The sequence below is a fragment of the Cryptosporangium japonicum genome (assembly GCF_039524755.1).
Classification (GTDB): domain Bacteria; phylum Actinomycetota; class Actinomycetes; order Mycobacteriales; family Cryptosporangiaceae; genus Cryptosporangium; species Cryptosporangium japonicum.
On record NZ_BAAAGX010000020.1, the window covers coordinates 296,606 to 318,264 of the forward strand.

23 protein-coding genes are annotated in these 21,659 nt (G+C 72.8%); 11 read left to right on the forward strand and 12 right to left on the reverse strand.

What is annotated here, in order from left to right; all coding sequences use genetic code 11:
• Positions 1-84: 84 nt before the first annotated feature.
• From ABD437_RS26555 to dut, 4 genes are all read right to left on the reverse strand, one after another.
• A complete protein-coding gene (locus tag ABD437_RS26555) occupies positions 85-759 on the reverse strand; it encodes a response regulator (RefSeq protein ID WP_344651645.1) in 675 nt (224 codons plus the stop codon).
• Positions 756-3,212 (reverse strand): sensor histidine kinase, encoded by a 2,457-nt coding sequence (locus tag ABD437_RS26560; protein WP_344651646.1) that lies wholly within the window; start codon positions 3,210-3,212, stop codon positions 756-758. Before ABD437_RS26560 ends, ABD437_RS26555 begins: the two co-directional genes overlap by 4 nt.
• Before the next feature lie 71 nt (positions 3,213-3,283).
• Positions 3,284-3,913, reverse strand: a complete 630-nt coding sequence (locus tag ABD437_RS26565; protein WP_344651647.1) for a DUF3710 domain-containing protein — start codon at positions 3,911-3,913, stop codon at positions 3,284-3,286.
• A 4-nt stretch (positions 3,914-3,917) separates the two neighbouring features.
• The gene (gene dut, locus ABD437_RS26570; RefSeq protein WP_344651747.1) at positions 3,918-4,388 is read right to left on the reverse strand and encodes a dUTP diphosphatase; all 471 of its coding nucleotides are present in this window, start codon (positions 4,386-4,388) and stop codon (positions 3,918-3,920) included.
• A 46-nt stretch (positions 4,389-4,434) separates the two neighbouring features.
• Here dut and ABD437_RS26575 point away from each other — a divergent pair, with 46 nt between their 5' ends.
• Positions 4,435-4,917 (forward strand): DUF3093 domain-containing protein, encoded by a 483-nt coding sequence (locus tag ABD437_RS26575; protein WP_344651648.1) that lies wholly within the window; start codon positions 4,435-4,437, stop codon positions 4,915-4,917.
• Here the strand turns inward: ABD437_RS26575 and ABD437_RS26580 are convergent.
• Positions 4,914-5,762 (reverse strand): hypothetical protein, encoded by an 849-nt coding sequence (locus ABD437_RS26580; RefSeq protein ID WP_344651649.1) that lies wholly within the window; start codon positions 5,760-5,762, stop codon positions 4,914-4,916. The genes ABD437_RS26575 and ABD437_RS26580 overlap by 4 nt on opposite strands.
• 189 nt (positions 5,763-5,951) lie before the next feature.
• Entirely contained in the window at positions 5,952-6,254 is a 303-nt protein-coding gene (locus ABD437_RS26585) for a DUF4193 domain-containing protein (protein ID WP_035856868.1), read from the reverse strand.
• A 514-nt stretch (positions 6,255-6,768) separates the two neighbouring features.
• Here ABD437_RS26585 and rsgA point away from each other — a divergent pair.
• Together rsgA and ABD437_RS26595 are read left to right on the forward strand one after the other, a co-directional pair.
• A complete protein-coding gene (gene rsgA, locus ABD437_RS26590) occupies positions 6,769-7,509 on the forward strand; it encodes a GTPase RsgA (protein WP_344651650.1) in 741 nt (246 codons plus the stop codon).
• Between the two features lie 93 nt (positions 7,510-7,602).
• On the forward strand, positions 7,603-8,103 hold the full coding sequence (locus tag ABD437_RS26595) for a LytR C-terminal domain-containing protein (protein WP_344651651.1): 501 nt from the start codon (positions 7,603-7,605) through the stop codon (positions 8,101-8,103).
• Here ABD437_RS26595 and ABD437_RS26600 read toward each other — a convergent pair.
• Positions 8,100-8,906, reverse strand: coding sequence for an inositol monophosphatase family protein (locus tag ABD437_RS26600; protein ID WP_344651652.1), 807 nt, complete (start codon positions 8,904-8,906; stop codon positions 8,100-8,102). The two genes, ABD437_RS26595 and ABD437_RS26600, sit on opposite strands and share 4 nt — an antisense overlap.
• A 342-nt stretch (positions 8,907-9,248) precedes the next feature.
• Here ABD437_RS26600 and ABD437_RS26605 point away from each other — a divergent pair, with 342 nt between their 5' ends.
• Positions 9,249-10,751, forward strand: a complete 1,503-nt coding sequence (locus ABD437_RS26605; protein WP_344651653.1) for an RNA polymerase sigma factor — start codon at positions 9,249-9,251, stop codon at positions 10,749-10,751.
• Between the two features lie 517 nt (positions 10,752-11,268).
• Complete coding sequence (locus tag ABD437_RS26610) at positions 11,269-11,463, forward strand: DUF7455 domain-containing protein (RefSeq protein WP_035856870.1); 195 nt, start codon at positions 11,269-11,271, stop codon at positions 11,461-11,463.
• Between the two features lie 58 nt (positions 11,464-11,521).
• On the opposite strand, the gene ABD437_RS26615 is transcribed toward ABD437_RS26610, so the two are convergent.
• Positions 11,522-13,276 (reverse strand): DEAD/DEAH box helicase, encoded by a 1,755-nt coding sequence (locus ABD437_RS26615; RefSeq protein WP_344651654.1) that lies wholly within the window; start codon positions 13,274-13,276, stop codon positions 11,522-11,524.
• A gap of 351 nt (positions 13,277-13,627) precedes the next feature.
• Between ABD437_RS26615 and ABD437_RS26620 the strand changes: the two genes are divergently transcribed.
• Positions 13,628-14,668, forward strand: coding sequence for a YihY/virulence factor BrkB family protein (locus ABD437_RS26620; protein ID WP_344651655.1), 1,041 nt, complete (start codon positions 13,628-13,630; stop codon positions 14,666-14,668).
• On the opposite strand, the gene ABD437_RS26625 is transcribed toward ABD437_RS26620, so the two are convergent.
• Entirely contained in the window at positions 14,641-14,874 is a 234-nt protein-coding gene (locus tag ABD437_RS26625) for a DUF3039 domain-containing protein (protein WP_035856872.1), read from the reverse strand. The two genes, ABD437_RS26620 and ABD437_RS26625, sit on opposite strands and share 28 nt — an antisense overlap.
• A gap of 102 nt (positions 14,875-14,976) precedes the next feature.
• Here ABD437_RS26625 and ABD437_RS26630 point away from each other — a divergent pair, with 102 nt between their 5' ends.
• Complete coding sequence (locus tag ABD437_RS26630; protein ID WP_344651656.1) at positions 14,977-15,927, forward strand: pseudouridine-5'-phosphate glycosidase; 951 nt, start codon at positions 14,977-14,979, stop codon at positions 15,925-15,927.
• Between the two features lie 18 nt (positions 15,928-15,945).
• A complete protein-coding gene (locus ABD437_RS26635) occupies positions 15,946-16,836 on the forward strand; it encodes a carbohydrate kinase family protein (protein WP_344651657.1) in 891 nt (296 codons plus the stop codon).
• Here ABD437_RS26635 and ABD437_RS26640 read toward each other — a convergent pair.
• The 3 genes from ABD437_RS26640 to ABD437_RS26650 form a co-directional block, all read right to left on the reverse strand.
• Positions 16,833-17,243, reverse strand: a complete 411-nt coding sequence (locus ABD437_RS26640) for a DUF3099 domain-containing protein (RefSeq protein ID WP_344651658.1) — start codon at positions 17,241-17,243, stop codon at positions 16,833-16,835. The genes ABD437_RS26635 and ABD437_RS26640 overlap by 4 nt on opposite strands.
• Before the next feature lie 104 nt (positions 17,244-17,347).
• Positions 17,348-18,061, reverse strand: a complete 714-nt coding sequence (locus ABD437_RS26645) for a GNAT family N-acetyltransferase (RefSeq protein WP_344651659.1) — start codon at positions 18,059-18,061, stop codon at positions 17,348-17,350.
• Positions 18,058-18,639, reverse strand: coding sequence for an HhH-GPD-type base excision DNA repair protein (locus ABD437_RS26650; protein WP_344651660.1), 582 nt, complete (start codon positions 18,637-18,639; stop codon positions 18,058-18,060). The genes ABD437_RS26645 and ABD437_RS26650 overlap by 4 nt, the downstream gene beginning before the upstream one ends.
• A 77-nt stretch (positions 18,640-18,716) precedes the next feature.
• On the opposite strand from ABD437_RS26650, the gene ABD437_RS26655 reads away from it, so the two are divergent.
• From ABD437_RS26655 to ABD437_RS26665, 3 genes are all read left to right on the forward strand, one after another.
• Entirely contained in the window at positions 18,717-20,198 is a 1,482-nt protein-coding gene (locus ABD437_RS26655; RefSeq protein ID WP_344651661.1) for a DUF7782 domain-containing protein, read from the forward strand.
• On the forward strand, positions 20,195-20,617 hold the full coding sequence (gene dtd, locus ABD437_RS26660) for a D-aminoacyl-tRNA deacylase (RefSeq protein WP_344651662.1): 423 nt from the start codon (positions 20,195-20,197) through the stop codon (positions 20,615-20,617). Before ABD437_RS26655 ends, dtd begins: the two co-directional genes overlap by 4 nt.
• A 109-nt stretch (positions 20,618-20,726) precedes the next feature.
• Positions 20,727-21,659, forward strand: a 933-nt coding sequence (locus ABD437_RS26665) for an RNA polymerase sigma factor (protein ID WP_344651663.1), incomplete at its 3' end; no start/stop codon positions are given.

Here is a 21,659-nt window from a genome sequence, read left to right on the forward strand (position 1 = left end):
TGTGTGACATACCCGGTACCGCGCCGTCGTGAATCAGGGTACGCACCGTTTTCTCCACCACAATGGGGAACCGTGTCGCCCGCGTCACGGTTCGAAGCGGTAGCCCATGCCGGGTTCGGTGATCAGGTAGCGGGGGTGCGCCGGGTCGGGTTCGAGTTTGCGGCGCAGCTGCGCGATGTAGACGCGCAGGTAGTTGCTCTCGTCGGAGTAGGCGGGCCCCCACACCTCGCGCAGCAGCTGTTTGCGGGCCACCAGGCGGCCCGGGTTGCGCACCAGCACCTCGAGCATGCCCCACTCGGTGGGGGTGAGCCGGACGTCGCTCCCGCCGGCGATGACCTTCTTCGCGGCCAGATCCACCGTGAACGCGTCGGTGGTCACCACCACCGAATCCGGCGCCGGCGTGGCCCGGCGCAGCGCCGCGCGCAGCCGCGCCAGCAGCTCGTCCATGCCGAACGGCTTGGTGACGTAGTCGTCCGCACCGGCGTCCAGCGCGAGCACCTTGTCGTCGCTGTCCTGGCGGGCCGAGAGCACCACGATCGGCCCGGTGAACCACGGCCGCAGCCCTTCGATGACCTCGATGCCGTCCAGGTCGGGCAGCCCGAGGTCGAGCACGATCAGCTCCGGGTGCCGGTGCGCGGCCACCTCGAGCGCGCCCGCACCGTCGGCGGCGGTCTCGACCTCGTAACCGCGTGCTTTCAACGTGATCCGCAGCGCCCGGAGCAGCTGCGGCTCGTCGTCGACCACCAGCACCCTGGTCATCGGGCCACCTCCAGCGAAACCACCATCGTCAACCCTCCACCGGGGGTGTCCTCCGGCTCCAGCGTGCCGCCCATCGCCTCGACGAACCCCCGCGCCACCGCCAGCCCCAGCCCGACGCCGTTGCCGGCCGGCCGGTCCCCGAGCCGCTGGAACGGCGCGAAGATCCGCTCCCGGTCCTTCTCCGCGACACCCGGGCCGGTGTCGACGACCCGCAGCTCGACGCGGTCACCCAGCGCGCTCCCCCGCACCACCACCGGCGCACCGGCGCCGTGGCGCACCGCGTTGCCCACCAGGTTGGCCAGCGCGCGCTCGAGCAGCCCCGGGTCGGCGAGCACCGGCGGCAGCGTCTCCGGCACCTCGATCCGCACCCCCGCCGCTCCGGCCACCGCCCGCGGCACGACCTCGTCCAGATCCACCCCGCGCTGCAGCGGGTTCACCGCCCCGGTCTGCAGCCGGCTCATGTCGAGCAGGTTGTCGATCAGCGCGGCCAGCTGATCGGCCGACTCGTCGATCGTCGCGTGCAGCTCGTCGACGTCGTCGGGCCCGAGCGTCACGGTGGTCATCCGCAGCGCCGAGATCGCCGCCTTGATCGACGCGAGCGGCGTCCGCAGGTCGTGGCTGACCGCCGCGAGCAGCGCGGTACGCATGCGGTTGCCGTCGGCGAGCTCGGCGGCCCCGGCCGCCTGGGCCGCCAGCCGGGCCTGGCGGAGCGCGACCCCGGCCTGGGCGGCGAACGCCGTCAGCACCCTCCGGTCCGACGCCGGGAGCGGGCGGCCGCGCAGCACCAGGTGGAGCGTCTCGGAGACCGGCACCTCGGTGCCGGGAGGGCCGGCGGGGTCGCCGACCGCGTCGATCACCAGCCAGCGCCCGTCGACCTGCTCCCGCAGCGTCACCGAGTCCTGCCCGAACGCGTCCCGTACCTGGGTGAGCAGGGCCGGCAGGGCGCGTCCTCCGGCCAGCACACCCCGGCTGAGCGCGGAGAGCAGCTCCGCCTCCGCCTGGGCCCGCGCGGCCTCCCGCCGCCGCCGGGCCGACAGGTCGACGACCCCGGCCACCGACAGCGCCACCAGCGCGAACACCCCCAACGCGACGAGATTGTCGAACTCGGCGATCGTGAACGTCCGCACCGGCGCGGTGAAGAACCAGTTCACCAGCAACGTGCCGGCCGCCGCCGCGAACACCGCCGGGTACCCGCCCCCGACCAGCGCGACCACGACCACGAACGCCAGGTAGAGCAGCAGGTCGCTGGACAGGTCCAGGTTGCCGCCCGCCCGCTCGAGCAGCAGCGTGAGCAGCGGGAGCCCGAGCGCCGCCAGCCCGAACCCGAGCACCCGCCGCCGGGTGGTGAGCCCGCCGGTGAGCGACGGCAGGCGGGCCCGGCCCGCCGCCTCCGGGTGCGTGACCAGGTGCACGTCGATCGGCCCGGACGTCGCCGTCACCCGGGAGCCGACGCCCTCCGACAGCGCACGCTGCCAGCGCGGCCGGCGGCTGGTGCCGAGCACCAGCTGGGTCGCGTCGGCGCTGCGGGCGAAGTCCAGCAGCGCGGTGGGCACGTCGTCGCCGACCACCGCGTGGAACGTCCCGCCGAGCGACTCGACCAGCTCCCGCTGCGTCGCCAGCCGGGCCGGGTCGGCGCCGACGAGGCCGTCGCCCCGCGAGACGTGCACCGCGAGCAGGTCGCCGCGCCGGCTGCGGGCGGCGATCCGGGCCGCGCGGCGGATCAGCGGATCGCCCTCGGGGCCGCCGGTCACCGCGACGACGACCCGCTCGCGCGCCTCCCAGGTGCTCGTGATGCCGTGCGCGTCGCGGTAGGCACGCAGCGCCTCGTCGACCTGGTCGGCGGTCCAGAGCAGCGCGAGCTCACGCAGCGCGGTGAGGTTGCCGAGCCGGAAGTAGTTGCCCAGGGCGGCGTCGATCGTGTCGGCCGGGTAGATCTCGCCGCCGGCCATCCGGCGGCGCAGCGCCTCGGGCGCCAGGTCGACGAGCTCGACCTGGTCGGCGGCGCGCACGATGGCGTCCGGAACGGTCTCGCGCGGCGGCACGCCGGTGATCGTCGCGACGACGTCGTTGAGCGACTCCAGGTGCTGGACGTTCACCGTGGACACGACGTCGATGCCGGCCTCGAGCAGCGCTTCGACGTCGTGCCACCGCTTGCCGCCCCGGACCTTCGGACGGGCGAGCTCGTCGACGAGCACGATCTCCGGGCGCCGGGCGAGAACCGCGTCGAGGTCCATCTCCTCGACGTCGGCGCCGCGGTGGGTGAGGTGGGCGCGCGGGACGATCTCCAGGTCCCCGATCTGCGCGGCGGTGCCGGCGCGGCCGTGGGTCTCGACGAACCCGATCACGACGTCGGCTCCCCGTTCGGCGCGCCGCCGGCCCTCCTCGAGCATCCGGAACGTCGTGCCGACGCCCGGAGCTGCCCCGAGGTAGACGCGCAGAGTCCCCCGCACCACGCCTCCCCCCGCTCCCCCTCCACCACGACGCCCGGTGCGCCGTCGGCACACCGGGCGTCCTCGATCGTGCGTCAGTCCTGGTTGGCCGCCTGCTCGACGACCTCACGCGGCAGCCGCAACGGCAGCGGGTCACGCACCGGCATCGGGTCGGAGCCGCGGGCCACCACGGTCCGGCGCACCGACTCGGCCAGCTGCGGCCCGGCGTTCGCGTCGGCGGCGGCCGCTCCGGTGAACGTCGCCCGCAGGAACCACCGCGGCCCGTCGATGCCCACGAAGCGCAGCAGTTGCTTGCTGCCGTCCGGCGCCTTCACGGTGGCGCGCAGCTCGGGGCCGAACTCGCCGACCTCCTGCTCGACGACACCGGCGTCACCGCGGATGTTGGCCTCCAGCTCCGCGCGCACCTCGTCCCAGATGCCCTCGGTACGCGGAGCGGCGAAGGCCGCCAGCTCCAGCGCGCTGCTCCCGTCGGTCAGCACGACCGACGCCACCTGGCCGTTCTGGTCGGCTTCGACGCGCAGCTCCACGTCCGGCAGCGTCGGGACGCGCAGCGCACCCAGGTCGACGCGCTGGACCTCGTCCTCGGGCGCCGCCTCGGCGTCCCACGGGCCGGGGCCCGTGTCCTCCACCGACTCGACCTCGGCGGCCTCCAGGTCTTCCTCCCGGCCGTCCGCAGCGTGCCGGCCACGCCGACGTCGAAACACCCCGTCACTCCTCTCGTGCGGTGACCAAGCCGCGATGTCCGCCGGTCGAGCCGTGGCCGCCCGTCCCGCGAACCGACTCGGGCAGCTCGCTCGCCACCCGGAATTCGGCTCGCTCGACGCGCTGAACCACGAGCTGGGCGATCCGGTCGCCTCGCGCGAGTGTCACGGTCTCGGTCGGATCGAGGTTGATCAGGTTGACCTTGATCTCACCTCGGTATCCAGCGTCGACGGTACCGGGTGCGTTGACGATCGAAACGCCGAACCGCGCCGCCAGGCCGGAGCGCGGGTGGACGAACCCGGCGTAGCCCTCGGGAAGCGCGATCGCCACACCCGTTCCGACCAGCGCGCGCTCGCCCGGGCCGAGCCGGACGTCCTGCGCCGTGACCAGATCGGCACCGGCGTCGCCCGGCCGCGCGTAGGCCGGGGGCGGCAGCTCCGGGTCGAGCAGTTGGACGAGAACCTCTACGTCGGGCATGGCATCCGTTCGGGTATCGGGGTGGGTCGGTGGCACGATACCCAGCATGGGCTCCGCGACGACGATCACCGACACGTACCGCGAGCGGTGGACGGTGCCGTGGTGGGGCTGGGCCGGCGCGGCCGCGGTCGCGACGCTGCTGGCCGCCGAGATCCACCTCGGGCACGACGGCCTGCGGTCCTGGTTGCCGTACGTCCTCCTGATCCCGCTCGCGCTGCTCGCGGTGGCGGCGCTCGGGCGCCTCACGGTGGTGGTGACCGCCGAGGAACTCCACGTCGACGACGCCCACATCCCGCGCCGCTTCCTGCTCGCCGCCGAGGCGCTGGACGCCGACGGGCGCCGGGAGGCGCTCGGCCCCGAACTCGACCCGGTCGCGTTCGTCGTCCACCGCCCGTGGGTGCGTGGCACGGTGCGGGTCTATCTGGACGACCCGGACGACCCGACGCCGTACTGGATCTTCTCGTCCCGGCGTCCGCAGGCGCTGCTCGACGCGCTCGACCTGCCCCTACCCGCCCCCGACGAGAGCTAGTAGAGCGCCGTCCGATCCGAGGACGGCGGCAGGGTGCGGTTCTTGCGCAGGTCGGCGCGCACCTCGTCGCCGAGTTTGCGGGTGGCCCGCCGGTTGAGCTCGGCGCCGATCGCCGCCCCGGTGAACAGCGGGCCGAGCGTCGTCAGGTTGCGACCCATCCGGCGCAGCAACCGGTCGCGCAGCTCCTTGCGCATGGTGCCGCCGAGGATCGTGGTGAAGCCCCGCCCGCCTTGCAGCAGCGTGACGCCGCGGCGACGGGCCCAGGCGGTCAGCAGGGCGCTGGCGCGCTCGCTCGCCGAACCGCGGACCGGCGTGCCGTAGACCTCGTGCAGCTCGGCCAGCAGTTTCACCTCGACGGCGACGACCGCGGCGGTCTCCACCGCCAGCAGCACCGGAGCCGAGAGCAGCGACGGCGGCACGGTCCACTCGACGGCGGCGATGCCACCGCCGGCGGCACCGAGGCTCGCGGTGACCCGGGCGGCGTTGCGGATCACGGCGTCGGCCAGCTCGTCGCCGGACTTGCCGCCGTAGTGGCGCTGCAGCGTCTCGAGGTCGCGGATGGTCAGATGCGGCGCGGCGGCGATCAGCAGGTCGGTGGCCCAGCCGGCGGCGGCGCGTGGCCCGCGCATCGCCCGGCCGGCACCGCGGCCGAACCCGGAGACCGCGCGGCCGAGCAGGCGGCGCCGGTCCGTCGTGGACAGGTCCGAATCGGTCAGCCGGGCCAGAGCGCCGGATGCTTCGGCGCTGACGGCTCCGGACCCGGTCGCGTCCGCATCGGTTTCGACGGACGACGGAGCCGGGTCAGCGGGTGGAGTGGAGTCGGACGACTTCTCCGGAAGAGTCATGGCGGCAGTCCCTCGGGGCTCGTGGAGCGGGTGCCGGCGCGGCACCGACAATTGTCGGATACCCACGCCACTGGCACCGCTCCTGCTCTACCCCGAACGGTCGGGGTCGTACCCCCCGGACCCCCGACCGCTCCGTACTTACGGGACGCCCGGTGGACGTACCCCGATGACGCGTGACCGACCGGGGAGTCAGGCCGCGCATTCGGTGCAGACGTACTGGCCGTTCTTCTCTTCGGCCAGCTGGCTGCGGTGGTGGACGAGGAAGCACTGAGAACAGCGGAACTCGTCGTTCTGCATGGGCAGTACCTTGACGGTGAGCTCTTCGCCGGACAGATCAGCGCCCGGCAGCTCGAAACCTTCGGCAACTTCAGCCTCGTCGACGTCCACACTGCCGGACTGCGAATCCGTCCGGCGTGCCTTCAGCTCCTCGAGGCTGTCCTCGCCGATCTCCGATTCCTCGGTTCGACGTGGCGCGTCGTAGTCGGTGGCCATCGTGATGGTCCTCTTCTTTCGTTCGGATGACAGCCGGGTCACGCCGTCAACGGCCAGGTTCCCCGGCCAGGAAGGAAACCCGTTCGACCCGGCGAGCGCGGAACCTTACCGTTTCCAGCGCCCCTAATACGCACAGCCCACCGGATGTGTTCCCGATGTGATCGAGGTGACACCGATGCCCGTCTTTCCTGCACCGGGCCCGCCGGACCAGGAACAGGCCGCCGGTCCGGTGCCCACCCTCGGTAGCCGGCGTAGCCGTTTCCGGCTCCGCCGCCTCGGGTGGTCGGACGAATGGGACGCACGGTACCGGATGGCTACGGCAACTGGCAGATGCCCCACGACGCCGGATTCCCGGGCCGCGGATGGCGACCTTACCCAAGAGCCCGACGCCGACGGGGACCGTCGAGCGGGCCGCTCACCAGGCGGGACGTCCCGAGGCCGGTACGCCGCGCCGCGGTGGCCCCCGTCCGGTGGACACCCGGCCCCGGTCCGGCGGCCTTCCGTCCCCGCGCGCGTGACCGACGTCGCCGGTTCCGAGTGCGGCTGCCTGACGCCGGCCGGGCCGGTCCGGGCGCTCGCCCGGCCGGGTCTCACCCCGGTCGCCGGTGACTGGGCCGTGCTGTCGGGCCCGGATCTGCTCACCGTGCTGCCCCGCCAGACCGTCGTCCGGCGCGGCCGCGGTCCGGACGACGTCCGCGGCGAGGTGCTGGCGGCCAACGCCGACCTGGTCCTGGTCGTCCAGGCCTTCACGCCCGAGCTGACGCCGGCACGCACCGAGAAGCTGCTCGCGCTGGCCACCGCGGGCTCGGCGATGCCGGTGCTGGTGCTCAGCCAGCTCGACCGGGCACCGGACGGCGCGGCCGCGCGGTCGGTGCTCGCCGACCTGGCCGTCCTCGCGGAGAGCTGCCCCGGTACCCCGGTCCTCGGACTCAGCACCGCACCCGGGTACCTCGGTCTGCAACGGCTACGCACGCTGATCGCCGGCTCCGTGACCGCCGTCTTCGGCGAGCCTGGCTGCGGCAAGACCAGCCTCGTCGAGGCGCTCACCGGCACCGCACCGGCGGGAACGGGCGGCGCCCACCTGGTTCCGCTACCCGGCGGAGGCGCGGTGATCGACACCCCGGGCTGCGATCCGGACGCACCCGACTGGCTGGCCGAGCGCTATCTGTCCCGCCTGCGTGCCGCTCAGCGGGCCCGGTGGCGAGCGGCGTCGGTGTCGCGTCGCCGGCTCCGGCCGCTCGCCGGAGGCGCCTGACCGGCCCCTGGTCACCGGCGGATTGCCGGGACGTCACCGAGGATGACCGGGGACGCTAAAGTTTGGCCCCATGACGACCGGGGTGGTGGGGCGGTGAGCCTGGCGCGAGTCAGGGCGCTGACGGTAATCGGGGTATTGGCGCTGGTCGCCGTCATCACCGTGGTGTGGGCGATCGTCACCGACGACCAGACCGGCACCACGGCGATCGGCTGCAACACCGTGCAGACCGACATCCCGGAGCCTTCGGCCGTGAAGGTCCGGGTCTACAACGGCACCGACGAGGCCGGGCTGGCGAGCAAGGTCGCGAACGCGCTCAAGAAGCGCAAGTTCCAGATCGTCACCACCGGCAACGACCCGCAGGGCGAGCCGGTCACCCAGGCCGCCCAGATCCGCTACGGGCCCACCGGCGCGGGCGCCGCGCAGCTGCTCCAGGCCACCGTCCGCGGCAGCGTCATCGTCGACGACGGCCGCGAGGACGGCAGCGTGGACGTCGTGATCGGGATCGACTTCAAGGACCTCACCCCCGAGAAGGACGTGCCGGCCGAGATCAAGACGCTCGACCCGCCCCAGCCGTCGACCCCGGCCGGCTGCTAGCCGTGCAGTGGCGTCAGGAAGTCGTCGAGGAGGGCGTGGAGCGCCGGCGGCGCGGCTAGCGTCATCGCCTCGCCCGCGTCCTCGCCGCGCAGGCCGGTCACCAGCAGGCCGGCCTCCTCGGCGATCAGGCCGCCCGCGGCGCGGTCCCAGGGGTTGAGGCCGCGCTCGTAGTAGGCGTCGAGGCGCCCCTCGGCGGCCGCGCAGAGGTCCAGTGCCGCCGAGCCGATCCGCCGGATGTCGCGGATCTCCGGGAGCAGCCGCAGCAGCACCTCGGCCTGCTCGCGGCGGCGCTCGCGCGCGTAGCCGAACCCGGTGCCCACCAGCGCACCGGCGAGCGTCGCCACCGACGACCCGCGCAGGCGTTCACCGTCGCGCCAGGCGCCCTGGCCGCGCACCGCGGTCCACTCCTCCCCGGTGACGACGTTGCGCACGACACCGGCCACGACGACGCCGTCCACCTCCGCGGCCAGCGACACCGCGTAGGCCGGGATCCCGTAGACGAAGTTGACCGTGCCGTCGATCGGGTCCAGCAGCCAGCGCACCGCGTCGGGGGACGCCTCGGCCCCCACCGGTCGGAAGCCGCCCTCCTCGCCGAGCACGAGGTCACCGGGGCGCGCCGCGGCCAGCCCGTCGACCACGAGCTGCTCGGCGGCCCGGTCGGCCGCCGTCACCGGATCCGTCGGCGTCGATTTGGTCTCGATCGAGGTCACCGCCGCTGTCCGCTGCTCGGCGATCCCGACCGCGGCCTTCCGCACCAGCTCGACCGCGAGGCTGAGGAGTTCGGTGGGTTCCACTACTGGCATGACGGCTGTGCTCCCTGCTCGAGGACTACTGCTGAATCGTTCTGTTCAGGTCAAGTGACACGTCAAGTGAATGTTGGGTCGTGGCGGTCGTGGCCAGAACCCGGGCGGCGACGTACAGTCCAGCACGGCGTCGAGCCCCGTCAGGCCGGTCAGCCCCCACCAATCAGACACAACGGATGGATCGATGGTGGGAGCCGTCTCCCCCGACCCGGCGGTACAATTCGTTGCCATGCCACCGGGGAAGACAGTCCCGGAGGAAATAGCTCCTGGTAGATCAGCCCCCCGGTCAGCCCCCTGACCGGTGAGGTGTGCCCGCCGCACCGACACGTGGAAGGTCACTTCGTGACAGACGCCGACCGCACCCCTCCGCGGGCCGACATCGTCCGTTCCCTCGTCGACACGCTGACAGCGCAGGCGGGTGATACCGCCTCCCTCACCTCGGACGAGGTGGGACGGATCCTCGGTGGTGCGGGGGTGTCACCCGCTCAAGGTAAGAAGATCCTGCAGGGCCTGTCCATGGCGGGCGTCACCGTGGTCGTGAACGGCTCGGCCGACCCGCGCCCGGCCCGCCGGCGAGTAGCCGCCGCCCGCTCGGCCACCACCCCGGCCTCGAAGGCGACGACCGCCAAGACGACGCGGCCCGCCGCGACCCCCGCGGCCGCCGCCGCGACGGACGCTGCGGCCGCCCCCGCCGCACCGAAGCCCGGCCCGACCAAGCGTGCCCCGGCCAAGAAGGCCGCCGCGCCCGCCGCCGCGAAGGCGTCCGCGGACGGCGCACCGACCGCCGGCCCCGCGAAGGAAGGCGGCCTGGCGGTCGACGAGCCGGTCGTGCTCGCGGACGGCGAAGAGGAAGAGTTCGCGTTCGACGAGGAAGAGGAGGAGTCCGAGGCGCTGAAGCAGGCGCGCAAGGACGCCGAGCTCACCGCGTCGGCCGACTCCGTCCGCGCCTACCTCAAGCAGATCGGTAAGGTCGCGCTGCTCAACGCGGAAGAGGAGGTCGACCTCGCCAAGCGGATCGAGGCCGGTCTCTACGCGGCCGAGCGGATGCGCCAGGGTGAGGACCGCGGCGAGAAGATGCCGCACCAGCTCCGCCGCGACCTGCTCTGGATCATCCGTGACGGCGAGCGCGCCAAGAACCACCTGCTGGAGGCCAACCTCCGCCTCGTGGTCTCGCTGGCCAAGCGCTACACCGGCCGCGGCATGGCCTTCCTCGACCTGATCCAGGAAGGCAACCTCGGTCTGATCCGCGCGGTCGAGAAGTTCGACTACACCAAGGGCTACAAGTTCTCCACGTACGCCACCTGGTGGATCCGGCAGGCGATCACCCGGGCCATGGCCGACCAGGCCCGCACGATCCGTATCCCGGTGCACATGGTCGAGGTCATCAACAAGCTCGGCCGAATCCAGCGTGAGCTCCTCCAGGACCTGGGCCGGGAGCCCACCCCGGAAGAGCTCGCCAAGGAAATGGACATCACCCCGGAGAAGGTGCTGGAGATCCAGCAGTACGCCCGGGAGCCGATCTCGCTCGACCAGACGATCGGCGACGAGGGCGACAGCCAGCTCGGTGACTTCATCGAGGACTCCGAGGCCGTGGTCGCGGTCGACGCGGTCAGCTTCACGCTGCTGCAGGACCAGCTCCAGTCGGTGCTCCAGACGCTCTCCGAGCGCGAGGCCGGCGTCGTGCGGCTGCGCTTCGGCCTGGCCGACGGTCAGCCCCGCACGCTGGACGAGATCGGCCAGGTCTACGGCGTCACCCGCGAGCGCATCCGCCAGATCGAGTCCAAGACGATGTCGAAGCTGCGCCACCCGTCGCGCTCGCAGGTGCTGCGCGACTACCTCGACTGACCCAGCGGTTCCCGGCCCCGGAGTTGGTAGCGGCTCCGGGGCCGAACTCTGCCCGAGGGCGTCCGCGGTACTACGGTCGGTGACGACGTCGGGCACGTTCCGGTGCGCCGCCGCGTCGGGCGCGCGGGCGCACCGGGCGGGCGCCGACGCGTCGGGGGCCAAAAGTCCGTCTTTCACGGGGGATTTCGGCCCTCCGCACGTGTTCCAACTTGATGACCGCAGCATGTCAGAACGTCGCCAGAGCCCCGGTTCTGCGAAGTTTGTACCGGATGTACCGGAAGTGTTTTGACGGGCCCGGATGTCTGTCCGAGATCCGATCTCCGGAACTCGTCTTCGCGTGGCACTCTGGTGATGGGACCACCGCACATCATGCGCGGAGGCCCCGAGACACCCGGTCACTCGCTGTGTGACATGGAACATGGCGGCGGGCTGGGAACGTCTCAGCACACTGATGTGTTGGACGATGTGTGAGCGGTAAGCACAACGAACAGCACGGTGAGAGCAGAGGAGGAGGCCAATGACCCCGACCCTGACCCCGCCGCCGACCGAGGCGCCGTCAGCTGGCGAGCGTTGCGACCGGTGCGGTGCGGCTGCCAAGGTCCGGGCAGTTCTGCCCGGCGGCGGAGACCTCGTCTTCTGCGGACATCACGGAGCCAAGTACGCCCCGGACCTCGAAAAGGTCGCCGTCCAGATTTTGAAAACAGAAGACTGAGATCGCGCAAGTCAGATGAAGCCCCGGAGCCAGTTGGCTCCGGGGCTTCTTCGTTGTCTCAACGCTCCCAGGTCTGGATGGTCGCGATCCGTTCCTCGAGCTGTTCGATGGTCGCCTGGGCGCTCGGGGGGCCGCCGCAGAGGCGGCGGAGTTCGGCGTGGATCTGGCCGTGCGGCCGGTTCGTGCGGTGGTGCTGCGCGGCCACCAGCGTGTTGAGCTGTTTGCGCAGCGTCTGCCGGCGCACGAACGTGGACGAGGGCACGACCTCGGGTTCCGGGACGTCCGGACCGCCGGCCGCCTTGCGCTCGGCGGCGGCCTTCTTCTGCGCCGCGACCTGGTCGGCCTGGCGCTTGGACAGCAGCGTCGCGATCTGGTCGCCGGTGAGCAGCCCGGGCAGGCCCAGGTACTCCTCCTCCTCGGCCGTACCGGGCGCCGCACCGGTGCCGAACGAGGCGCCGTCGTAGATCACCTGGTCGAGGTGCGCCTCCGACGACAGCGCCATGAACTTCGGCTTGTCGTCGGTGTCCTCGTCCTCCTGCTTGTTCGCGGCCGCGACGAGGTCGTCGTCGAGCAGCTTCTCCCGGTGCGGCCGGTCGAGCACGTGGTCGCGCTGGACCTCCATCTCGCCGGCCAGCCCCAGCAGCACCGGGACGCTCGGCAGGAACACCGTGGCGGTCTCCCCCGGGCGCCGGGCCCGGACGAAGCGCCCGATCGCCTGCGCGAAGTACAGCGGGGTGCTGGCGCTGGTGGCGTAGACGCCGATCGCCAGCCGCGGGATGTCGACCCCCTCGGACACCATCCGCACCGCGACCATCCACCGGTCCTCGGAGTTCGCGAACGCGGCGATCTTGGCGCTCGCGGTGCCGTCGTCGGAGAGCACGACGACCGGTGCCTTGCCGGTGACCCGGCGCAGGATCTCGGCGTAAGCCTTGGCGGCCGCGTGGTCGGTGGCGATGACCAGCCCACCGGCGTCGGGCATACCGTGCTGCCGGACGACGCTCAGCCGGGCGTCGGCGGCGCGTAGCACCTGCGGCATCCAGTCGCCCTTGGGGTCCAGCGCGGTGCGCCACGCCTGCCCGGTCTGTTCGGCCGTCAGCGGCTCACCCAGGCGGGCGGAGAGCTCCTCCCCCGCGCTGGTGCGCCACTTCGCCTCACCGGAGTACGCCAGGAACAGCACCGGGCGCACGACCTGGTCGCGCAGCGCGTCGGCGTAGCCGTAGCTGGAATCCGACCGCGAGCGGGTGAGGCCGTTGCGGTCCTTCTCGTACTCCACGAACGGGATCGGGTTCGCGTCCGACCGGAACGGGGTTCCGGTGAGCGCGAGCCGCCGGGTGGCCGGCTCGAACGCCGTGCGCACCCCGTCGCCCCAGGTGCGCGAGTCACCGGCGTGGTGGATCTCGTCCAGGATCACCAGCGTCGGGCGCGTGGTGCAGCGCCGCCGGTGCAGATCCGGGTAGAGGCCGACCTGCGCGTACGTGACGACGATGCCGTGGAAGTCCGACGACGTGATGCCCTGCGAGGTGTACGTCGGATCCAGCTGGATACCCACCCGGGCCGCCGCCTGCGCCCACTGCGTCTTGAGGTGCTCGGTGGGGGCGACGACCGTCACCTGGCTGACCGTGCGGTCGGCGAGCAGTTCGGCCGCGATGCGCAACGCGAACGTCGTCTTGCCGGCGCCGGGGGTGGCGACCGCGAGGAAGTCCTGCGGGGACTTGCGAAGGTATTCGACGAGGGCTTTGCGCTGCCAGACGCGAAGCGGCGGAGCGGCTCCGCCGACCGTACCGGCGGACGCAGCCACTGGGTTCGCGGTCAAGCCACAACCTCCACGACAGGTAACCGAACACCAGTGCGCCCCCGAGCGGCATCCGCGGCGCGAGGGCTTCACAGACACTACCCGGCGTTCGTGCGGGATGATGGAAAGCGGCTCCCGCCCCGTCGGCGGAGAAAAATCACCCATCCGGCCGATCGGACTCGACGCCGGTGCGACATGCTGCGACGACACCGGGTCCGGACGCGACTCCCGCGACCCGACCCCGTAATTTGATCGGTTGACATGCTCACACTTCCCGCCGGGCGCGTCGCGCGGATGCGCGCGACGGTCTCGAGAGGCGCGCGCCGCGCGCTCGGGCCCGCGTTCCGACCGGTGGTGAATACTTTGCGTCCCGTGCTGACCACGCTGCGGTTCATCCGGTCGATGCTGTCGAAAGCGTGGCAGGACCGGATCCTCGGGCTCTCGGCCGAGGCCGCGTTCTGGCAGCTGCTGTCGGTGCCGCCGCTGTTCCTCGCGATCCTCGGTGTGCTCGGGTACGCCGGGCAGTGGACCGGAACCGACCTGGTCGACCGCACCGAGTCGCACGCGCTGCGGCTCACCGCCCGGCTGGTCAGCCCGGCGGTGCAGCACGACGTCGTGACGCCGATCGTCGGTGAGCTGCTGCGCCACGGGCGCGGAGACGTGGCGACGCTGGCGCTCGTCCTGTCGCTGTGGGCCGGCTCGTCGTCGACGGCGACGTTCGTGAACACGGTGTCGATCGCGTACGGGCAGCGGGACCTGCGTGGCGCGGTGGCCAGCCGGCTGATGGCGCTCTGGCTCTACATCTTCACGCTCGCCACCGCGGTGGTGGCGGTGCCGCTGGCCATCCTCGGGCCCGACTTCGTGGTCAACCGGCTGCCGGACGGCTGGCACTCGGCGGCCGAGGCCGTGATCCGGCTGGTGTACTGGCCGCTGACGGTGGCGATCGTGTTCACCGCGCTCTCGGCGTTCTACCACTACGCGACGCCGCTGCGGCTGCGGTGGCGGCGGGCGCTGCCGGGTGCGGCACTGGCCCTGGGCCTGTTCGTCGGGCTCTCGTGGGTGCTGCGCCTGTACATCGGCCGCCTGGCCGGCGACATGCTGCTGTTCTCGACGCTCGCGGCGCCGATCGTCGCGCTGCTGTACTTCTACGTGCTGGCGTTCGCGGTGCTGCTCGGGGCGGAGCTCAACGGCACGCTCGAGCAGCTGCACCCGGCCGGGCCCCGGCCGCGGCACCTGCACCGCGTGGCCTACCTGTGGCGCAGGCTCGCCGCGGCGCTGCGCGGGCGACGCAAGCCCGACCCGGACGAACTCCCGCCGGACGAGCCGGGTGCCGATCCGGCCACCGCCGAGCCGACGCGGTCAGCGTCGGCCGGCGCCGCCGCGGGTCACTCGCCCGTGGGCAGCGACTCGTAGATCTCCTTGCAGGCCGGGCAGACCGGCGAGTTCGGCTTGGGCGACTTCGTCACCGGGAACACCTCGCCACAGAGCGCCTGGACCATCGTCCCCATGACCGCGCTCTCGGCGATCTTGTTCTTCTTCACGTAATGGAAGACCTCGGGGGCGTTGTCTGTCGTGCTCTCACGGGTCTCCGGCCGCTCCAGCGTCTCGGCGAATCCCACGATGCTTCCTCCCTGCGATCGATGTGTCTCTCCCAGTTTGCCGCATGCCTGCTCGGACAGCCGCGCGGCAGCCACGTAATCACCAGGAAGTACGGTGTTCGCGTGGACATCGAACCGCCGCTAGGGCGATACCGGATCCGAGTCGGCGCCGACGTCGCGGAGGCACTGGGCACGGGAGCCCCGGTGGTCGCGCTGGAGAGCACGATCATCTCCCACGGGCTGCCCCGTCCACGCAACCTCGAGGTGGCCGCCGAGATCGAGCGCACGGTCCGGGCCACCGGCGCCGTCCCGGCCACGGTCGGCGTGATCGGCGGCGAGATCGTCGTCGGGCTGGACGAGCCGCAGCTGCGTCACCTGGCGCTGACCGACGGCGTCGCCAAGGCCAGCGTCCGCGACCTGCCGGTGCTGGCCGCCAAGCGGCTCGACGGGGCCACCACGGTGGCGAGCACGGCGGCGGTGGCGGCCGCGGTCGGCATCCCGGTCTTCGCGACCGGAGGGCTGGGCGGTGTGCACCGGGACGCGTCGACGACGTTCGACGAGTCCGCCGACCTGGGCACGCTGGCCCGCACGCCGATCGCAGTGGTGTGCGCGGGCGTGAAGTCGATCCTCGACGTGCCGGCGACGCTCGAGCGGCTGGAGTCCTCCGGCGTCACCGTGCTGGGCTACCGCACCGACCGGTTCCCCGGCTTCTACCTCTCCGACTCCGGCCACCCGGTGGGCTGGCGGGCCGACGAGGCGGCCGAGATCGCCGAGACGCTGCGTGCCGCCCGTGAGCTGAAGCTCGGCGAGGGCGCAGTCGTCGTCGCGAACCCGCTGCCGGTCGACGAGCAGCTCGACCCGGCCCTGCACGACCGGGTGCTCGCCGAGGGTCTGGCCGGGCTCGAACGCGACGGCGTCACCGGCAAAGATGTGACGCCGTACCTGCTGGCGCATTTCCACTCGGCCACCGAGGGGCAGAGCTTGACCGTGAACACACGCATCATCCTGCGCAACGCGGAGCTGGCCGGCCGGATCGCCGTGGCGTTCGCCGGAACGCGGACGGTCTCCGCATGAGCACGGCCTGCTGACGCCATGACCACGAGACGCGTGGCGGTGGTGGGTGATCTCGCCACGGACATCGTGATCAGCACCGACGGGCCGCCCGCGGTCGGTTCGGACCGCCCGGCACGCATCCGCTACAGCGGCGGTGGGGCCGCGGCGAACACCGCGGTGTGGCTCGCGCGGGTCGGGGTGCCGGTGACGCTCGTCGCCCGGGTCGGCGACGACGCGCCCGGGCGCGAACGCGTCGCCGAGCTGGTCGAGGCCGGGGTCGAACCGGCGGTCGCGGTCGACGCCGAGCTGCCGACCGCGTCGATCGCGGTCCTGGTCGACGGGGACGGCGAACGGACGATGTTCCCCGACCGCGCCGCGGCCGACCGGCTGGACCCCGCCGACGTCACCGCGGTCGTGGGCCGCGACGACGTCGGGCACCTGCACCTGTCGGGTTACGCGTTGCTGGACTCCGGGTCACGCAAGGCCGGGCTGGCCGCCCTGGACACCGCGAAACAGCGCGGTCTGACGATCTCGGTGGACGCCGCCTCGGCCGCGCCGCTCGAGGCGGTGGGCCCGGCCCGGTTCCTCGACTGGATCGCCGGGGCGACGCTCGTGCTGGCCAACACGGCCGAGGCCGCGGTGCTGACCGGGTTCGCCGACCCCTCGGTGGCGGCGGCCCGGCTGGCCGACGCGGTGGAGATCGCGGTGGTGAAGGACGGCGCCGGCGGGGCGTGGTGGCGCGGCACGAGCGGCGCCGCCTGGGTGGCCGCCGAACCGGCCCGCCGCGTCGTCGACACGACGGGTGCCGGCGACGCGTTCGCGGCCGGGCTCCTGGCGGCCTGGCTCAGCGGCGCGGGCCCGGCGGGCGCGTTGGCCGCCGGGGCGCGCGCCGGGACGCTCGCGGTCGGCCTTCCGGGCGCCCGGCCCTAATCCTGGTCGATGACCCGCGCTCCCGGCGGTAACTCGCGCTGGGTCAGCTCGGGGCGCGCGGGCGGCTCGTCCCGGCGCTCGGGCTCGGGCTCGGACGGCGTGCTCACCAGCGCGCGGGCCGCGGCCGGGACCCTGCGCAGCCGGTTGGAGAACCGGTTCTCCTCCCGCGGCGGACGGTCGTTCGCGACCATCACCGCGATCCACGGGAACAGCACCATCCCCACCGTCAGCACACCCACCCAGGCCAGCGCGTAGGGCACGTCCAGGCTGACCAGGACCGCGGCGACGAGCAGGCACACGACCCGCAACATCATCAGGCCGAAATACCGCCACTGACGATCGCGGAGCTGATCGGCGGGGCTCCGTTCGGCCCCGGTGATCACTTCGACCCGAGAACGCCTCTGCACGCGCTCCACCCGCTTCTCTCGGGGGCGCCCGGTCACCCTAGGGCCGGGTACCGCATCAACCCATCGTTGCACTGCGCACCCGGCGCCGCCACGTGGGCCGTGCGTCAGGCCGGCGCGGGCGCGCCCTGGCGGACGATCGTGCGCTTGCCGTTGTTGGCCGGCTCCGGGTCGGTCGGCGGGAGGCCGAGCAGCCGACGGCACCCGTCGACCCCCTCGACCTCGACCGGCGCCAGCCCGTAGCCCTGCTTGTGCAGCGCCCAGCGCTCCCGGGTCAGGCGCGACCACAGCATGTGGGTGACGACGCCGTCGTGCAGCTCGTACGTGTCGCCGCAGGGGCTGTAGCCGAGCGAGCGGGTGACGCCCAGCGCGGCGTCGTTGCCCTCGGCCGACTCGCTCTCCACGGAGACCGCGCCCAGCCCTTCGAACGCGAGGTGCAGCGCGAGGGCACGCATCGCCTTGCCGTGGCCCTGGCGCCGGTGCTCCTCGCCCAGCCAGGACGACGTCTCGACGATGCGCCGGCGCGGGAAGTCGTCGGCCTTCAGGTCCTGCTGGCCGACGAGCACACCGTCGACGTAGGCGGCGAGGCAGATGCGCCACTGAGTGGGTGCGAGCTCCGCACGCGAGCGCCAGACCTGGCGCAGCACCGCCTGGCCGGCGATCTCCTCGGGCGTGCTCACGCCGCTGATCGGCAGCGTCGGATCGTGCCCGGCCTCGACCGGCACCAGGGCGGCCAGCGCGGGGAGGTCGTCGTCGGTCGGCGGGCGCAGTTCGATGGAACCGGCGCGTACCCGTAGTCCGGACAGTGGCCAGAGCGTCACCGTGCGGCCTCCTTCGCCTTCGCCTTGGCGGCCTTCTTGAACTCGCGGACGGCCTGGAGGGTCTCCGGGCCGGTCACGTCGGCGACCGAGCGCGTCGAGGAGTCCTCGCCGTAGGCGCCGGCGGCCTCGCGCCAGCCCTCCGGGCGGACGTCGAACTGCTTCCCGAGCAGCGCGACGAAGATGCGCGCCTTCTGGTCGCCGAAGCCGGGCAGTGCCTTGACCCGCCGGAGCAGCTCCGCGCCGGTCGTCGCGTCGAGCCAGAGGCGCGCGGTGTCGCCGTCGTACGCGTCGAGCACGTGGGCGGCGACCGCCTGGACGCGCCCGGCCATCGCCTGCGGGTACCGGTGCAGCGCGGGCGGGGTCGCGAACAGCGCCGCGAACTCCGCCGGGTCGAACGCGGCGATCGCGGCGGCGTCCAGCCGGGTGACACCCATCCGGCGACCGAGCTCCCAGGGCGACGCGAACGCGCGCTCCATCGGGAACTGCTGATCGAGCAGCATGCCGACGAGCAGCGCCAACGGGTCCTCGGCCAGGAACGCGTCGGCGTCGACGTCCTGGCTCAGGCGCAGCGTCACCATGGGACCAGCGTGCCACGTCCGAGGCCCTCCGCTCCCCCGGGGGCGCGAACGCGAATTCGACGGGAGAGGATGGCCGGGTGACCGATCCGTTGCTTTCTCCGGACCAGATTTCGGGTTTGCGCGCCGCTCTGCGGGACGCGAATTACACGCCGTCGGGCGTCGCCGACCGGTTGGGCGAGACCGCGAGCGGAGCCCTCGGCCGGGGCGAGTTCCTCGCCGTGCGCCACACGTTGCGCGAGCGCGGCGGCGACGACCCGCTCGGCACGCTGATCGAGCTCTTCCCGACCGGCGCGACCGTGTCCGAGAAGGCCGCCGATCGCGCTTTCGGGGCGTTCGGGCTGGCCGAGGCGATCTCCACCGGGTTGGTCGAGAAAGTAGACGACGGAGTACGCGCGGCGCTCGACCTCTCGCCCTACGGCGACGACGACGGCGACTGGTGGGTGCTCTCGGACCTCGGGTCGGACGTCCGGCCCGGCCCGGTGCGCGCCGACCACGTCCTCGGAATCGGCGGCGCCTCGGTGACGCTGGCGCAGTCGACGGTGCGGCCGAGGGTGGGCTCCGCGCTCGATCTGGGCACCGGGTGCGGAGTCCAGGCATTGCACTTGTCCCGGCACTCCGAGGCCGTCACTGTGACGGATCTCTCCGAGCGCGCGCTGCGCTTCGCGGCGACGAATGCCCTGCTTAATGGGTTCAGCTGGGAAGCGCTGGCCGGGGACATGGCGTCGCCGGTGGCGGGGCGGACGTTCGACCTCGTGGTGAGCAACCCGCCGTTCGTCGTCGGGCCGTCCCGGCGCGACCGGATGGTCTACCGGGACTCCGGGCGCGAGGGCGACGGCATCTGTTCCGAGCTGGTCGCGGCGCTGCCGTCGTTGCTGAACCCGGGCGGCTACGGGCAGCTGCTCGCCAACTGGCTGCACGTCGAGGGTGAGCCGTGGGAGGAGCGGGTCGGCGGGTGGCTGGAGGCCACCGGGCTCGACGCGCACGCCGTCCAGCGCGAGGCACTCGACCCGGCCGGGTACGTGGCGCTGTGGCTGCGCGACGCCGGGGAGCTGAACACCGCGCAGCGCACCGACGAGTGGCTGGAGTGGTTCACCGAGAACCGCATCGACGCGGTGGGCTTCGGGCTGATCAGCGTGCACGCCTCCGGGTCCGGCTCGCCGGTCGTCCGGGTCGAGGAGGCGATGCAGGAGCACGACACCGTGATCGGGCCCGAGGTGGCCGCCTGGTTCTCCCGGGTGGACTTCGTCCGCGGAGCCGACCTGCTGAACACCCGGCTGGTGGCCGCTCCGTCGCTGCGGTTGCGTCAGACGGCGTCGATGGGCGCCGAGGGCTGGGACGTCGACCAGCAGATCCTGGCGCTAGAGTCGGGGTGGCGCTGGGCGCAGGAAGTCGACCCGGTGACCGTGGCGCTGGTCGGCGGCTGCGACGGGTCGGTGACGCTCGCCGACCAGCTGACGGTGCTGGCCGCGGCGTACGACGCCGAGCCGGTGGCGCTGGCGACGGTGGCGATCCCGCTGGTGGGGCGGCTCGTCGAGCGCGGAATGCTGCTCCCGGCGTGAGGGCGGTGGTGCAGACGGTGTCGTCGGCGTCGGTGACCGTCGACGACACCGTGGTGGGCGAGATCGGGCCCGGGCTGCTGGTGCTGGTCGGGGTCTCCCGGGACGACTCCGCCGCCGAGGCGTCCGCGCTGGCCCGCAAGATCTACGACCTGCGCATCCTCGACGGGGAAAAATCGGCCTCCGACGTCGGCGCACCGCTGCTCGTCGTGAGCCAGTTCACGCTCTACGGCGACACCCGCAAGGGACGCCGGCCGTCGTGGAGCGCGGCGGCACCGGCCGAGCAGGCCGAGCCGCTCGTGGACGCGGTCGTCGCGGCCCTGCGTGAGCGTGGCGCCACGGTAGAAACAGGTCGATTTCGGACACACATGCTCGTTGCGTCGGTCAACGTCGGTCCGCAGACGATTCTGCTCGAGACTTAAGACGCGTTAAGCCGGTACAGAAGCCTAGTTAAGACCCAACTCACCGATTCGGTCACTCGTTCCTCCCCCGTCTTCTTTTGCGAGCGCGTTACGAATACCGTGCCGATACATGGACGACGTGGCGCTTGTGGCAGCGGTGCAGCGTGGTGATGAAGAAGCGCTGGCCGACCTGTTCGAGGAGTGTCATGCCTGGACCTACTCCACCTGCCTGAACGCACTCCGCGACGTGGACGCCGCCGAAGAGGCGACGGCCCGGGTGTTCGAGGTCGCGATCCGCACCCGGCTGGCCGGTGCGTACGCGTTGCGTCCGGCGATGATCCGGTTGATCCATGAGCAGTGCACCGAGGTCGAGCAGGAGCTCCACGCCGGGCGGGGCCGCCGCAAGGGTGAGCAGCCGCCGGCCGCGCCGGACCCCAAGGACCTGCGGCTGGTCGCGTGGCGCGCGGCCGGTGACCTCCGCCCGGCCGACCGGATCCTGTTCGCGCTCGCGGCCGGGATGGCGCTGACCAATGAGTCGATCGCGATGGCCGTGTCGGCCGACAAACCGGCCGCGGTCGCCAAGCGGCTGGACGTGATCCGGCAGCACGTGGTGGCCGACGTCCTGGCGGCGCGGTCGCTCGACGACTGCGACGCCCTGCGTGACACGTTGCGCTACTCGGCGAAGGAGCCGGACGCCGCCGCGCGGAAGAAGGTGCACGCGCACCTGACGGGCCGGCGGGGCACGCCGCCGTGCGCGAAGTGCGTCAAGGCGTACGAGCGGTGGCCGCTGGCCGCGCTGGCGGCGCTGCTGCCGCTGACCGCGGTGCCGCCGGGGATGAGCGACCGGCTGCTCGACCGGATGGAGCTGGCGTTGCGCGCCGGGCCGTCCGCGGGGAAGGGCCGCACGCGTGCGGTGATCGACGGGACGATGGCTTCCCCGGGAGCCCCGTCCCGCCCGGCCCCACCGACGTTCCCGGACCGCCCGGCGGCCTCCGAGCGCCCGGCGGCCTCCGAGCGCCCGGCGGCCTCCGAGCGCCCGGCGGCCTCCGAGCGCCCGGCGGCC